Here is a 14,632-nt window from a genome sequence, read left to right on the forward strand (position 1 = left end):
GATGCGGGCAGGTCATCGAGGAGCCTGCCCCATGCGTTCACTACTTGCTGCGATGCTGTTCGCCCTGTGCACCAGCTTTGCCGCCCACGCCGAGAGCACTGCCATGGACAACCGCCTGCACAACGCTGCCCGTCACGATGATGTGCGCACCCTGCAACAACTGCTGGCACAAGGTGCGCAGCTGGAGAGCCGTGACGAGCAAGGGCGCACTGCCCTGCTGGTGGCCACCCACGGCAACCACATTGCGGCCGCGAAAGCGCTGATCGAGGCCGGTGCCAATGTGAATGCCAAGGACAACATCGACGACAGCCCGTACCTGTATGCCGGGGCTCGTGGCCTGAACGACATCCTGAGGCTGACCTTGAGCCACGGTGCCGACCTCAAGAGCACCAACCGGTATGGAGGCACTGCGCTGATACCCGCCGCCGAACGCGGGCATGTCGAGACCGTGCAGTTGCTGATCGATGCCGGGGTGGACGTGAACCATCTCAACCGCCTGCACTGGACTGCGCTGCTGGAGGCGGTGATCCTCGGTGACGGCGGGCCGCGGCATGTGGAGATCGTGCGCCGGCTACTGGCGGCCGGGGCGGATCGGCAGATTGCCGACAAAGATGGGGTGACCGCGCTGGAGCATGCGCGGCAGCGGGGGTATCGGGAGATGGAGGCGTTACTGGCCCGCTAGGCAAGGTTGCATGGCACGGGCTTCGCCCGTGATCGCCGGCAAGCCAGCTCCCACCAGGACCGCATCGACTCCAAGCCATACGCGGTCCCTGTGGGAGCTGGCTTGCCGGCGATGAGGCCAGGACAAGCAGCACAGGACCTCAGGCTACTTCTTCGAACGGCAGCCCTACATAGTTCTCGGCAATGTTCACCAGCCCCGCCGGCGAGGTCAGGAAGTACTCGCGGTCGGCTTCCTGCATCTTCTGGTCCCAGGCGTCCTTGTGGCTGCCGAAGTCATGCAGGAGCTGGGTCATGAACCAGCTGAAGCGCTCGCCTTTCCACACCCGGCGCAGGGCCAGCGGAGAATACTGCTGCAACAGGTCGGTGCGCCCTTCGCGGTACACCTTGACCAGGATCCGGTACAGGTAGTTGACATCCGATGCCGCCAGGTTCAGGCCCTTGGCGCCGGTCGGCGGGACGATATGCGCAGCATCCCCGACCAGGAACAGGTGGCCATACTGCATCGGCTCGACCACCAGGCTGCGCAGCGGCGCGATGCTCTTCTCCAGGGCCGGGCCGGTGACAAGGCGCGCAGCCACATCTTCGGGCAAGCGTGCCTTCAGCTCCTCCCAGAAGCGCTCGTCGGGCCACGCCTCCACCTGCTCGTCCAGCGGCACCTGCAGGTAGTAGCGGCTACGGGTGTGCGAACGCTGGCTGCACAGCACGAAACCGCGTTCGTGGTGGGCGTAGATCAGTTCGTGGTTGACCGGTGGCGTGTCTGACAGCATGCCCAGCCAGCCAAACGGGTAGACCCGCTCGTACTGCTTGAGGATGCCCTCGGGGATGCTCTGACGCGAGACACCGTGGAAGCCGTCACAGCCGGCAATGTAGTCGCAGTCCACGCGGTGCATCTGGCCGTCTTTTTCGTAGGTCAGGTAGGGCCGTTCGCCCTTGAGTTCGTGCGGCTGGACATTGCCTGCCGAATAGATGATCGGCGCACCGCTGGCTTCACGTGCCTGCATCAGGTCACGGGTGACTTCGGTCTGGCCGTATACCATCACCGTCTTGCCACCGGTCAGGGCCTTGAGGTCCAGGCGTTGGCGGCGCCCGCCGACCAGCAGTTCGACACCCTCGTGTACCAGGCCTTCACGGTCCATGCGCTCGGCCACACCGGCTTCACGCAGCAGGTCGACCGTGCCTTGCTCCAGCACCCCGGCACGGATGCGGCCAAGCACGTATTCGGGCGTCTGGCGTTCGACGATGACGGTATCGATACCGGCCTTGTGCAGCAGTTGGCCCAGCAGCAGGCCAGACGGACCTGCACCAATAATTGCGACCTGAGTTTTCATTGTTGTTGTCTCTGTGCGGACGATGCCGGCCCTGGACTGGCAGTGGGGCGGCATCTGCTGTTAGGGTTTGCCCTTGCATTTTTACTGGCAAAAACAGCCATTGAAGTGTGCTATCCCATGCATAACCTGCACTTTTACAAAAAACGTTCGATTAACGGACAGGCCTGCACGCATGAAATCCACCCTCCCCGGTGTCCCCTTGTTCAAGTTGTACGGCGAAAACCAGGCCTGGCCCGGCACCGACCTGCTGCACTGCGAGTCGATCCCGGCGCGTAGCCGTTTGCATCACTGGGAAATCAAACCGCACCAGCACGCCGAGCTGTTCCAGTTGCTGTATGTGCAACGCGGCCGGGCCGAAGTGGAGATCGAGGGGGTGCGCAGCGCCATCAGCGAAGCGGCAATCCAGGTGGTACCGCCGATGACCGTGCACGGGTTTCGCTTCAGCGCCGATATCCAGGGGCATGTGCTAACCTTTGGCACGGCACTGGTGGCCAACCTGGAGCAGCGCCTGGGCGCGCCGCTGGCGGTACTGGCGAAGGCGGCGTGTTACCCGCTGGGCCGGGACCGGGTGCATCTGCGCAGCCTGATCGACACCCTGCAGCAGGAGTACCAGGGCAACGCCCCGGCGCGGGCGGCCTTGCTCGAAGCACTGGTGACGGCGCTGATGGTGTGGATCAGCCGCCGCCAGCAGCTGGTGCAGGCACCGCGCAACCGCGATGAACGTGACCGCCACTTGCTGGGGCAGTACCTGCGCCTGGTCGAGGCGCATTACCGTGAGCACCTGTCGGTGGAGGATTTTGCCGCGCGGTTGAATATTCCGAGTCTGCAGTTGAACCAGCTGTGCCGGGCACTGAGTGGGCAGACCGCGCTGCAGGTGGTGCACCAGCGGTTGCTGCTGGAGGCTCGGCGCAACCTGATCTATACGCGGATGAGCATCGGGCAGTTGTCGGATAGCCTGGGGTTTACCGACCCGACGTATTTTGCCCGGTGGTTCAAGCGGTTGACTGGGCAGACGCCGAATGGGTATCGCAGGTCGGGGTTGTCTGAGTAAATTTTTCGCCTGTGCAGGCCTCTTCGCGGGCTTGCCCGCTCCCACAGGTATTGCATTGACCTAGAGGGCACCGCTGTCCCTGTGGGAGCGGGCAAGCCCGCGAAGAGGCCGGTACAGGCAACACACATTCCGCGCCCCTGCTTGACGTATACGTCAACCTGCCCTCAGGATACCCGCATACCCCACGCCGAGCCCCAGCATGAGCACCCAGACCTACAGCATTTCCGACCTGTCCCGCGAACTGGACATCACCACCCGCGCCATCCGCTTCTATGAGGAACAGGGCCTGCTGAGCCCCGAGCGCCGTGGCCTGGAGCGTATCTATTCGGCGCGTGACAAAGTCAGTTTGAAACTCATCCTGCGCGGCAAGCGCATCGGCTTTTCGCTGGCCGAATGCCGCGAGCTGATCGAACTGTACGACCCCTCCAGCGGCAACCTAAAGCAGCTCAACAGCATGCTGGCGAAAATCGCCGAGCGCCGCGCCCAGCTGGAACAGCAGATGCTCGACATCCACCAGATGCAGCTGGAGCTGGACACCGCCCAGGAGCGCTGCGAACAAGCCCTGGCCGCCACCCTGAACAACAAAGACAACCGCTGAACGCCACAGGAAACCCGCCATGTCCTTGCCCAAACACGTCCGCCTGGTCGAAGTAGGCCCCCGCGACGGCCTGCAGAACGAAGCCCAGCCCATCAGCGTCGCCGACAAGGTGCGCCTGGTGGACGACCTCACCGAAGCGGGCCTGGCCTATATCGAAGTGGGCAGTTTCGTCTCGCCCAAGTGGGTGCCGCAAATGGCGGGCTCCGCCGAAGTGTTCGCCGGCATCCACCAGCGCCCGGGTGTCACCTATGCGGCGCTTGCCCCCAACCTGCGCGGTTTCGAGGACGCCCTGGCCGCCGGCGTGAAGGAAGTGGCGGTGTTCGCCGCCGCCTCCGAAGCCTTCTCGCAACGCAACATCAATTGCTCGATCAGCGACAGCCTCAAGCGCTTCGAGCCGATCATGGAAGCCGCGCGCAACCACGGTGTGCGCGTGCGCGGCTATGTGTCGTGCGTGCTCGGCTGCCCCTATGAAGGCAAGGTCAGCGCCGAGCAGGTCGCCCCGGTGGCCCGTGCCCTGCACGACATGGGCTGCTACGAGGTATCGCTGGGTGACACCATCGGCACCGGTACCGCCGGCGAGACCCGGCGCCTGTTCGAGGTGGTCGCGGCACAGGTACCGCGCGAGCAACTGGCCGGGCACTTCCACGATACCTATGGCCAGGCCCTGGCCAACGTGTATGCCAGCCTGCTCGAAGGCATCAGCGTGTTCGACAGCTCGGTGGCCGGGCTGGGCGGCTGCCCCTATGCCAAAGGCGCTACCGGCAATATCGCCAGTGAAGACGTGGTGTACCTGCTGCAGGGGCTGGGCATTGAAACCGGCATCGACCTGGACCGACTGATCGCCGCCGGCCGCCGCATCAGCAGCGTGCTGGGCCGCGACAACGGGTCGCGGGTAGCACGGGCGCGCAGCGCGCAATAAGTCATACGGGTGTCACATTGGTGTGGGTGAAGTGTTACCGCCCCCACGTTTTGCAGCAAAAAATCGGGTAACAGGGAAACAAATCGGCAGAATTTCAGGCCAGTCGATTTCGACTGAAATCGCCAAGTGCTTGATTTTAAAGGGCTTTCAAAAGTTGGCACGCACCCTGCTATATCTCTGGTACAACAACAAAAAAAATGTGACACCCAATAAAAACAACAGGTAACGGCTCTGACATAACAAGAACAACACGGCAGAGGCGTAGCAAGCAGATTTTTTTGGAGTCGACACGCTTTTCAGGGGTACGCCCCGCGGTCTGGCACAGAACAATAAAACTACCTCCAGGTAGCGGCAGCCAGGTTCGGATCAGCAATGATGAAAGCAGGTCAGCGCTCAAAAAAATACGTTTGCTCTTGACCCCGCATGGGGGTCGCCCGCAACACCAGGACAGGCTGACAAAAACAAAAACAGGCCGGTCCCAATAATAAAAAAAGAGCAGGCAACAACGCTTTGAGGGGAGCTTCGGCTCCCCTCAGTGCTTCCTGCCCTCTTCCTCCTCCTGCTTTCCCTCATCCTGCCCTTCGAGCTTGTCCACCAGCAACGGCATCGTGCCCAGCACCAGCAGGGCCAGTATCGTGCTGATCAACGCCGTGGCTTCGCGGCCCATGCCGGCTGCCGTACCGATGGCGGCGGTCATCCACAACCCGGCAGCAGTGGTCAGGCCCTTCACATGGCTGGCGTCCTGGCCGTTGCCCTTGAGAATGGTGCCCGCACCCAGAAAACCGATACCGGCGACAATGCCCTGGATCACCCGGCTCAGCGCTTGCTCGTCGGCCCCGGCCATGCTCGGTGTCAGCACGAACAGCGCGGCGCCCAGCGAAACCAGCATATGCGTACGCACCCCGGCGGCCTTGCCCTTGTGCTCGCGCTCGAAGCCCAGCACAGCGCCAAGCAGGGCTGCCATCAGCAGGCGTACGAGGATTTGCGTGACCTCGCGCTCGTCGGTGATATCGGCGAATTCGGCCTGGATTGCTTGCCAGATGAGGTCCATTGCTTTCTTCCCATGTGGAGCATTGTGTTGTCAGGCCCGGCCCGTTCGCGGGCACGCCCGCTCCCACAGGGATCTGAGAAACACCTGTGGGAGCGGGCGTGCCCGCGAAGAGGCCAGGCCTGCCATCTGCAAGGGTTGACCCCCGAACAAATGACAAAGTGCCGTTCAGCCTGCTGATGCAGCAACCTTCCCCTCAGCACGGTCCACCCTGTAACCACCCCCAGGAGGACTACTCCATGCCCATTGAAATCGACGAAACCACCCGCCGCTGCACCCTGATCGCCGAAGACCTGCGCATCGAGGGTGATGGCCCGTCCATCGAAATCGTCACCGACGAACAACTGCGCATGTCCGTGGCCCTGCTCGCCGGCCAGCGTGTGCCCATCACCGAAGCCGAGGCCGATGCACTGACCGTGGCGGGTGCGGTGGATAGCCGCAGGCATCTGAAGGCCAGCACGCCAGGCTCGGTAATCTGAGGCCTGGCGGGGCCTGCCGGGAAATCTGATACGGTTTTTATCGCAAAATCTGAGCCTGTGCTGATAACAGTCTCAGGGCCATAGTGCTCATGCCTGATCGAGGCCTGATGAGCACCGAGCCATGAACGATAGAATCCCTTTCACAGAGATCGCCACCGCCCCAGCCAGCCCCCAGCCACGCCGCGCCGACAATGGCATCCATACCCGCAGCTTCACCGGGCTGTACCGCAACCTGCGCATCGGCTTCGCCGGCGCCCTGTTCGTGCTGTTCTTCGGCACCGCCTGGCTGAACTGGAACGGCCGCCAGGCCGTGCTGTGGGACCTGAGCAACAGCAAATTCCACATCTTCGGCGCCACCTTCTGGCCGCAGGACTTCATCCTGCTGTCGGCGCTGCTGATCATCTGCGCCTTCGGCCTGTTCGCCATCACCGTGTATGCCGGCCGCGTGTGGTGCGGCTACAGCTGCCCGCAAAGCACCTGGACCTGGCTGTTCATGTGGTGCGAAAAGGTCACCGAGGGCGACCGCAACCAGCGCATCAAGCTGGCCGCCGCGCCCTGGAGCCTGAACAAACTGGCCCGGCGCATGCTGAAGCACAGCCTGTGGCTGGCCATTGGCGTGCTCACCGGGCTGACCTTCGTCGGCTACTTCACCCCGATCCGCCCACTGGCCGCGGAACTGTTCACCTTGCAACTGGGCGGCGTGGCGCTGTTCTGGGTGCTGTTCTTTACCGCCGCCACCTACATCAATGCCGGCCTGCTGCGCGAAGCGGTGTGCCTGCACATGTGCCCCTATGCACGCTTCCAGAGCGTGATGTTCGACAAGGACACCCTGGCGGTCGCCTATGACCCGCGTCGCGGCGAAGCCCGTGGCCCGCGCAAGAAAGGCAGTGACCTCCGCGCCCAGGGCCTGGGCGACTGCATCGACTGCACCTTGTGCGTGCAGGTGTGCCCCACCGGCATCGATATCCGCGACGGCCTGCAAATGGCGTGCATCGGTTGTGCGGCGTGCATCGATGCCTGTGACGGGGTAATGGACAAGATGGGCTACGCCCGTGGCCTGATCGGCTACAAGTCCGAACGCAGCCTGCAAGGTGGCACCCCCCATTGGCTGCGACCGCGCCTGCTGGGCTACGCCGCCGCGCTTGGGGTGATGATCGCGGCACTGGTGGTGGCCTTGCAGCTGCGCCCGATGGTGTCGCTGGACGTGATCAAGGACCGCGGCCTGTTCCGCGAGAATGCCCAGGGCCAGATCGAGAACATCTACCTGCTCAAGGTCATCAACAAGACCGAAAGCACCCGGCACTATGAGCTGCGCCTGCTGGACGCCGACGGCTTCAGCTTGCAGGGCAAGACCTCCTTCGTGATCCCGGCCGGTGAAATGAGTGAACTGCCGGTGTCGGTGGCGATGCTCGCCGAGCGCCCGGCCAGCAGCTCGCAGACGCTGAGCTTCGAAATCAGCGAGCGCGACGACCCCGCCATCCGCAGCGTGGCCCACAGCCGCTTCGTCGCGCCGATGAACCGTTGATCCCTTACACTGAGTCCAGCTTGCCTGCCAGGCTTCGACAGAAGGCCAGAATGAAACGCTACGAACGCTTTGCCGACGACATCGCCGAACTGATCCGCTCCGGGGTGCTGGGCCCCGGCCAGCGCGTACCCTCGGTGCGCTATGCCAGCCAGACCCACGGGGTCAGCCCGTCCACCGTGTTCCAGGCCTACTACCTGCTGGAGCGGCGCGGGCTGATCCGTGCCCGGCCGCGCTCGGGCTATTTCGTCAACGCCCACGCCCCGCGCCAGTTCAGCGAGCCGCAGGCATTGCAGCCGGTAAGCGAATCCACCGACGTAGACGTCAGCGCGCTGGTGTTCTCGATCCTCGACTCGATCAAGGACCCCAACACCGTGCCGTTCGGCTCGGCCTTCCCCAGCCCCGAGCTGTTTCCGCTGCAACGCCTGTCGCGCTCGCTGGCCAGCGCCAGCCGCAGCATGGACCCGCGCATGGTGGTGACCGACCTGTCACCCGGCAACCCGCAGCTGCGCCGGCAGATTGCCCTGCGCTACATGGTTGGCGGGCTGATGCTGCCGATGGAGGAGCTGCTGATCACCAACGGCGCGCTGGAAGCCCTGAACCTGTGCCTGCAGGCCGTCACCCAGCCCGGTGACCTGGTGGCCATCGAAGCCCCCGCGTTCTATGCCTGCCTGCAGGTACTGGAGCGTCTCAAGCTAAAGGCCGTGGAAATTCCTGTGCACCCGCGCGAAGGCATGGACCTGGGCGTGCTGGCGCAAACGCTGGAGAAACACCCGGTCAAGGCCGTGTGGTGCATGACCAACTTCCAGAACCCGGTGGGCGCCAGCATGCCGGAGGCGAAAAAGCAGGCACTGGTGGAGCTGCTGGCGCGTCATCAGGTGCCATTGATCGAAGACGACGTGTACGCCGAACTGTACTACGCGCAACAGGCACCCAAACCGGCCAAGGCGTTCGACACCCAGGGGCTGGTGATGCACTGCGGCTCGTTCGCCAAGAGCCTGGCGCCTGGCTACCGCATCGGCTGGGTGGCAGCCGGGCGCTTTGCACAGAAGATCGAGCGGCTCAAGCTGATGACCTCGCTGTGCGCCTCGATGCCGGCCCAGGCGGCCATCGCCGACTACCTGCAGCACGGCGGCTACGACCGCCACCTGCGCAAGCTGCGCTATGCCCTGGAAGGCCAGCAGGCCAACATGCTGGCGGCCATCGCCCGGCACTTTCCGGCGCAGACGCGGGTCAGCCAACCGTCCGGCGGCTACTTCCTGTGGCTGGAGCTGCCCGAACAGATGGACGCCCTCAAGCTGTTCCACATGGCCTTGGCCCAAGGCATCAGCATCGCCCCCGGCCCGATCTTCTCGCCCACCCGGCGCTTCGGCAACTGCATCCGCCTGAACTACGGCAGCCCCTGGCATGAGGATGCCGAACGGGCCATGGAAACCCTGGGGCGGATCATCCGCTCGTTCTGATGACTGGCGCCCCGGCAGGCGGCTATAGTTGCTTGATCCGCTCACCGGTCCCTCGCCATGCAAGCAGACTCGCTCCCGTCATTGGCACAACTGCAAGCGCGTGTCGCAGAACTGGAAGCTCGCCTGGCAGAGCGCGACGACACTGCACAGGCCCACATCCAGCTACTGGGCGAACTGCTCGACAACAGCCGGGCCAACGTGTTTGCCGCCGACAGCGAGATGCGCCTGGTCGCGATCAACCGCACGGCCCGGGAAACCTTCGAGCATTACCGGGGCTTCGTGCCGCAGATCGGCGATTACGTGCCACAAATTCTGCTCAACCACCCTGACATCATGGGCCGCCTGGCACCGGTGTGGCCACGCGTGCTGGCCGGCGAAGCCTTCATCGACACTATCTCACTCGGCCCCTCCGATGCCCCCCGCCATTACGAAATCCGCTATCACGCATTGCTCGATGCACAACAGCAAGTCCAGGGCGGGTACCTGTTCGCCTATGACATCACCGAGCGCATGGCCGAGCAGGAACGCCTGCGCCAGGCCGAAGAGGCCCTGCGCCAGTCGCAGAAAATGGAGGCGGTCGGCCAGTTGACCGGCGGCATCGCCCACGACTTCAACAACTTGCTGGGTAGCCTGCTTGGCGCGCTGGAGCTTGCAGAGCAGCGCCTGGGCGAGCAACGCCTTGCCGACACCGCCCGCATGCTCGGGCTCGGCCGCAGCAACGCAATGCGCGCCGCAGCCCTGGTGCAGCGGTTGCTGGCCTTTTCGCGCCAACAGACGCTGATGCCACAAGCGGTGGATGTGCACCGCCTGGTCGCCGACATGCATGACCTGATCCGCAGCTCGACCGGCCCGCACATTGACTTCCAGGACCGCACGCTGGCCGCGCAATGGTCGATCCGCATCGATCCGCAGCAGCTGGAGAACGCTCTGCTCAACCTGTGCATCAATGCCCGTGACGCCATGCCGCTGGGCGGCACCTTGCGCATCGGTTGTGAAAACGCCGATCTCGCAGCGGCCGAGGCCAAGCGCCTGGACCTGCCGACGGGGCACTATCTGCACATTCGTGTCGAGGACACCGGCGTGGGCATGCCCAGTGAGGTGCTGCAACACGCTTTCGAGCCCTTCTTCACCACCAAGCCGCTGGGCCAGGGCACTGGCTTGGGATTGTCCATGGCCTATGGTTTTGTTCGCCAGTCCGGGGGGCAGTTGCTGATCGACAGCGTCACCGGGCAAGGCACTTGCGTTCACCTGTACCTGCCCCGTGACCAGAGCGCTTGCGCAACCGGCCACGGCGAGCCAGCCACATCCGCCACCGCGACGTTGCAGCCGCGGATGCACCGGATCATGCTGGTGGCGGACCAACCGGCCCTGCGCCTGGTACTGGTCGAAGTGCTGACGGAACTGGGCTATCAGGTGCAGGCTTTCGAGAGTGGCCACCGGGCTCTGGAATCGTTGCAGAAAGGGCCGCCACCGGACCTGCTGATCACCGATGTCGGCCTGCCTGGGCGACTCGACGGTTACCAGCTTGCAGAGGCCTGCCAGGACCTTGTGGCGGATGCCCCGGTATTGCTGATTACCGGCTACGAAACTGCCGAAACGGTGCACTGTGCCCGGCCCGGCAGGCGCACCGAACTGCTGCACAAACCCCTCGACCTGAACACCCTCGGCGAACGGATCGAGCGCCTGTTGGGCATTGCGTCACACCCGCGTTGACTGGCTATTCGCCTGTTGCCGAACACGCTAAAGTCTGGGCTTCATCCACTGTCGGACGTCGGCATGCCCTCCCGCGACCTGCTTTCACTGCGCCAACAAGTCGAAGCCCTGCAGCAACAGAACGCGCTGCTGGAAGCCCGCCTGGCAAGCCATCAGCAACACGATCAGGACTTCTACCGCTCGCTCTTCGACACCATGGACGAAGGCTTCTGCATCATCGAGTTCTTCGACGGCCCGCACGGCCCACTGAGCGACTATGTGCATGTGCTGGCCAATGCGGCCTATGCCAAGCATGCCGGCATCCCCAACGTGGTCGGGCAGAAACTGCGCGAGATGGTGCCCGATGAGGCCGACGATTGGGTCGCCCGTTATGGCGCGGTGCTGCGCACGGGCGAGCCGCTGCATTTCGAGCAGGAACTGGTCGCCACCGGCCATGTGTTGTCGGTGACCACCTTCCGCGTAGAGCCTGCCGAAAAGCGCCAGGTGGCGGTACTGTTCAAGGACGTCACTGCACGCCGACGGGCAGAGCAGGCCCTGCAGCGCCTGAACGAGGAACTGGAACAACGGGTGAATGCGGCACTGGCAGAACAGGCCAAGGCCGAGGAAGCCCTGCGCCAGGCACAGAAGATGGAAGCGGTCGGCCAGCTCAGTGGCGGCATCGCCCACGACTTCAACAACCTGCTGGGCGGCATCCTCAGTGCCCAGGAGCTGATGCGCCAGCGCCTGGAGCAATCCCGTTTCGACGCCCTGGAGCCATTGCTGAAGCTGTCCAACGGCTCGGCGCAGCGGGCCTCTTCGCTGGTACACCGGCTGCTGGCATTTTCCCGTCAGCAGACCCTGCAGCCCTGCTCCACGCAGGTAGCCACGCTGGTGGGCGGCATGGAAGAGCTGCTGCGCCGCACCATCGGCCCCTCCATCACCCTGACCAGCCGATTCCCCTGCCAGCTGTGGCCGACCTTCATCGACCCGCCGCAACTGGAAAGCGCCCTGCTCAACGTGTGCATCAATGCCCGCGATGCCATGCCTGCCGGCGGCGTGATCGATATCCTCGGTGACAACCTCCTGCTCGACGACCAGCAAGCCCGTGCACTGGAACTGCCAGCTGGCGAATACGTACGGCTGAGCATCAGCGACAACGGCAAGGGCATGTCGGCGGAGGTGGCCGAGCGCGCCGTCGACCCGTTCTTCACCACCAAGCCCATGGGCCAGGGCACTGGGCTGGGCTTGTCGATGACCTATGGTTTCGTGCGCCAGTCGGGCGGGCAGCTACGGGTGTTGTCGACACTGGGCGAAGGCACCCGCATCGAGCTGCTGCTTCCCCGCCACCACCAGCACCCCGAAGCCCCGGCACCCAGGCCACCGCGCACACTGCTGGAAAAAAGCAGCAGCGCCACGCAGCGTATCCTGCTGGTTGAAGACCAGGCCGCCTTGCGCGTGGTCGTCTGCGAGGTGCTGGAAGAACTGGGTTATCGGGTCGATGCATTCGAGAACGGCCCAGCCGCCCTCGCCCACCTGCAAGCTGGCGAGCGGCCAGACCTGCTGTTGAGCGATATCGGCCTGCCCGGCGGCCTGAATGGCCGCCAGTTGGCTGAACGTTGCCGCGAGCGCCACCCCGACCTCAAGGTACTGTTCATCACCGGCTACGACGAAAGCGCGGCGCTCAGTGACGGCCAGTTGTTGCAAGGCACTGAGGTGCTGACCAAGCCGTTCGAGCTGGCAGTGCTGGCCGAACGGGTACGCACGCTGTTGGAGGATTGACCGGCGCGTTCAGCGCCCGCCGCCCAGGTCGATGAAGCTGCCGGTGGAGTACGAGGCTTTGTCCGAGAGCAGCCAGAGGATGGCCTCGGCCACTTCCTCCGGGCGCCCGCCGCGGCCCATGGGCAAGCCGGGCTCGAGCTTGCTGACCCGGTCGGGGTCGCCCGACAGCGCGTGGAACCCGGTATGGATGTAGCCTGGCCGCACACCATTTACCCGCACGCCCTCGCCTGCCACTTCCTTTGCCAGGCCAATGGTGAAGGTGTCGAGGGCGCCCTTGGAAGCGGCATAGTCCACGTATTCGTTGGGCGAGCCCAGGCGGGCGGCCACCGACGACACGTTGACGATGGCCCCGCCCGGCCCGCCGTGCCGGCGTGCCATGCGCTTCAGTGCGTGCTTGGCGCAGAGCATGGGGCCGACGACGTTGGTCTTCATGACCTTGAGCAGGCGGAACTCGGACATGTCCTCGACCCGGCTTTGCTGGCCAATGGTGCCTGCGTTGTTGACCAGCGCGGTGACCGGGCCGAGTTCTTCGTCAACGCGCTGGAACAGCTGGATGACCTCATCCTCGACACTGGCGTCGGCGCGCACGGTGATGGCCTTGGCGCCCAGGGCTCGGACCTGGCCGAGGATGTCCTCGGCGGCCTGGTCGTCGGCGTGGTAGTTGATGCAGATGCGGTAGCCCTGACGGGCGGCCAGCAGCGCCGTGGCGGCGCCGATGCCGCGGCTGGCACCGGTGATGACTATGACTTGCTCCATGGGTCTGCCAATCGTTTGGAAAGGGAGCATCGACAATAGGGGAAAAGGCAGCGCGTGGGAATGACCTTTCCTTCTGCTACTGCGTGGGTTTGCCTTGCCCGGGAAACAACGTCTCGAACCGCGGCGTCGCCCGCGCAACGAACCCCAGCCCCTGGTGCATGATGAAGTAGGCAGCGATTTCATTCCGCTCGGCGAAGGCATAGCCTTCCTCCGGGCCCAGCACCATCAACAGTGTGTCCAGGGCATCGGCACGCAACACCGAAGGGTCGACCACCGACACTGCCGCCAGCGCGTGCTTGACCGGCCTGCCGACACGGGGATCGAAGGTGTGCGAATAACGCTGGCCACCTTCCTCGAAATAGTTGCGGTAATCGCCGGCGGTGGCAACGCCGTAGCCATCCAGGGCGATGGCGCGCTCCACTTGCTGTTCGCCCCCACCACTCGGTACCTCGAGGGCGATGCGCCAGGGCGAGCCATCCGGTTTGCGGCCAACCCCCTTCAGTTCGCCGGTGATCTCGACCAGATAGGCCTGGATACCCAGGGCCGCAAGCCTGTCACCCACCCGATCCACTGCATAACCGGCGAGCATGCTGTCGAAATCCAGCTGCGCCGCCACATCCTTGCACAGCTTTTCTCCATCCAGGTGCAAGTGCTGCAGGCCTACCCGTGCCTGCTCCCGCGCCAGCGTGCTGGCATCCGGCACCTGTCTGCCGCGTGACTGTGGGCCGAAGCCCCAGAGGTTCATCAAGGGCAAAACCGTCAGGTCGAAAGCCCCGCCACTCTGGCGGAACAGAGAAACACCGTACGCCAGCAATTGCTGCATCTCTTGCGGCACTGCCTGACAGGCGCCGGCCGGCAGGTTGTTGAAGCGGGAAACCACGGAATCGCCGCGCCAGTTGGAGAACTGCTTGTCGAGGGCCTGGAGAACAAGCTCGACTTCGGCCTTTACCTGCCGCGAATCGGGCGTCTGTGCAGTGGGTACGTACTGGATCGAATACGTACTCCCCATGGTCGGCCCGCCAAAGCGTTCAATCCTGTCGCCGCAGCCATACAGCAACGTCACCAGCATCACCAGCAGGCTTGCGCGCATCATTGGACACCTCGCAGACTCTGGCCGCCCGTTCGCGGCGCAGGCTATTTCACCAGAGTTGCGAGATGGCAATTGGCCTACCGTTCATCAGCAAACCTGGTCAAAAACCGAACAAACTCCTCTTCGAACACTCTGATCTGCGCGGGTGATCATTCATCCCCCTCCCTTTCCGCTTAACGTCCCGGAAGCAATAAAACAACCATGTGCATAAGCGCACAGGGGCGTT

Annotated in this window: 13 protein-coding genes; 9 read left to right on the forward strand and 4 right to left on the reverse strand. The window is 64.0% G+C overall.

Features of this window, described 5'->3' with window-relative positions:
- The first annotated feature begins 31 nt into the window (after positions 1–31).
- Positions 32–682: an ankyrin repeat domain-containing protein gene (locus tag GEV38_RS16020; protein ID WP_015270646.1), complete on the forward strand. Its 651-nt coding sequence runs from the start codon at positions 32–34 to the stop codon at positions 680–682.
- Positions 683–821: 139 nt separating this feature from the next.
- Here GEV38_RS16020 and pobA read toward each other — a convergent pair whose 3' ends face one another.
- Positions 822–2,009, reverse strand: coding sequence for a 4-hydroxybenzoate 3-monooxygenase (gene pobA / locus GEV38_RS16025; RefSeq protein ID WP_054573531.1), 1,188 nt, complete (start codon positions 2,007–2,009; stop codon positions 822–824).
- Between the two features lie 172 nt (positions 2,010–2,181).
- On the opposite strand from pobA, the gene GEV38_RS16030 reads away from it, so the two are divergent.
- From GEV38_RS16030 to GEV38_RS16040, 3 genes are all read left to right on the forward strand, one after another.
- Positions 2,182–3,060 carry a helix-turn-helix domain-containing protein gene (locus GEV38_RS16030; protein ID WP_015270648.1) on the forward strand — a complete coding sequence of 293 codons (879 nt, stop codon included), beginning with the start codon at positions 2,182–2,184 and terminating at the stop codon, positions 3,058–3,060.
- A 199-nt stretch (positions 3,061–3,259) separates the two neighbouring features.
- A complete protein-coding gene (locus GEV38_RS16035) occupies positions 3,260–3,658 on the forward strand; it encodes a MerR family DNA-binding transcriptional regulator (RefSeq protein ID WP_013972930.1) in 399 nt (132 codons plus the stop codon).
- A gap of 19 nt (positions 3,659–3,677) precedes the next feature.
- Positions 3,678–4,577 (forward strand): hydroxymethylglutaryl-CoA lyase, encoded by a 900-nt coding sequence (locus tag GEV38_RS16040; protein WP_015270649.1) that lies wholly within the window; start codon positions 3,678–3,680, stop codon positions 4,575–4,577.
- A 532-nt stretch (positions 4,578–5,109) separates the two neighbouring features.
- Here the strand turns inward: GEV38_RS16040 and GEV38_RS16045 are convergent.
- The gene (locus GEV38_RS16045; protein ID WP_015270650.1) at positions 5,110–5,628 is read right to left on the reverse strand and encodes an MgtC/SapB family protein; all 519 of its coding nucleotides are present in this window, start codon (positions 5,626–5,628) and stop codon (positions 5,110–5,112) included.
- 236 nt (positions 5,629–5,864) lie between these two features.
- On the opposite strand from GEV38_RS16045, the gene GEV38_RS16050 reads away from it, so the two are divergent.
- From GEV38_RS16050 to GEV38_RS16070, 5 genes are all read left to right on the forward strand, one after another.
- Entirely contained in the window at positions 5,865–6,104 is a 240-nt protein-coding gene (locus GEV38_RS16050) for a DUF3203 family protein (protein ID WP_013972933.1), read from the forward strand.
- A gap of 121 nt (positions 6,105–6,225) precedes the next feature.
- Positions 6,226–7,629: a cytochrome c oxidase accessory protein CcoG gene (gene ccoG, locus GEV38_RS16055; protein ID WP_054573532.1), complete on the forward strand. Its 1,404-nt coding sequence runs from the start codon at positions 6,226–6,228 to the stop codon at positions 7,627–7,629.
- Positions 7,630–7,679: 50 nt separating this feature from the next.
- Positions 7,680–9,089, forward strand: a complete 1,410-nt coding sequence (gene mapR, locus GEV38_RS16060; protein WP_013972935.1) for a GntR family transcriptional regulator MpaR — start codon at positions 7,680–7,682, stop codon at positions 9,087–9,089.
- 57 nt (positions 9,090–9,146) lie between these two features.
- Positions 9,147–10,802 carry a PAS domain-containing sensor histidine kinase gene (locus GEV38_RS16065; RefSeq protein ID WP_054573533.1) on the forward strand — a complete coding sequence of 552 codons (1,656 nt, stop codon included), beginning with the start codon at positions 9,147–9,149 and terminating at the stop codon, positions 10,800–10,802.
- 63 nt (positions 10,803–10,865) lie between these two features.
- Positions 10,866–12,560, forward strand: a complete 1,695-nt coding sequence (locus GEV38_RS16070) for a response regulator (RefSeq protein WP_054573534.1) — start codon at positions 10,866–10,868, stop codon at positions 12,558–12,560.
- A gap of 9 nt (positions 12,561–12,569) precedes the next feature.
- Here GEV38_RS16070 and GEV38_RS16075 read toward each other — a convergent pair whose 3' ends face one another.
- Positions 12,570–13,316, reverse strand: a complete 747-nt coding sequence (locus tag GEV38_RS16075) for an SDR family oxidoreductase (protein ID WP_024087260.1) — start codon at positions 13,314–13,316, stop codon at positions 12,570–12,572.
- Positions 13,317–13,392: 76 nt separating this feature from the next.
- Entirely contained in the window at positions 13,393–14,409 is a 1,017-nt protein-coding gene (locus GEV38_RS16080) for an FAD:protein FMN transferase (protein ID WP_043935679.1), read from the reverse strand.
- Between the last annotated feature and the right edge of the window lie 223 nt (positions 14,410–14,632).

Origin of the sequence: Pseudomonas sp. 13159349 (genome assembly GCF_013305685.1) — a bacterium.
Taxonomy (GTDB): domain Bacteria; phylum Pseudomonadota; class Gammaproteobacteria; order Pseudomonadales; family Pseudomonadaceae; genus Aquipseudomonas; species Aquipseudomonas asiatica.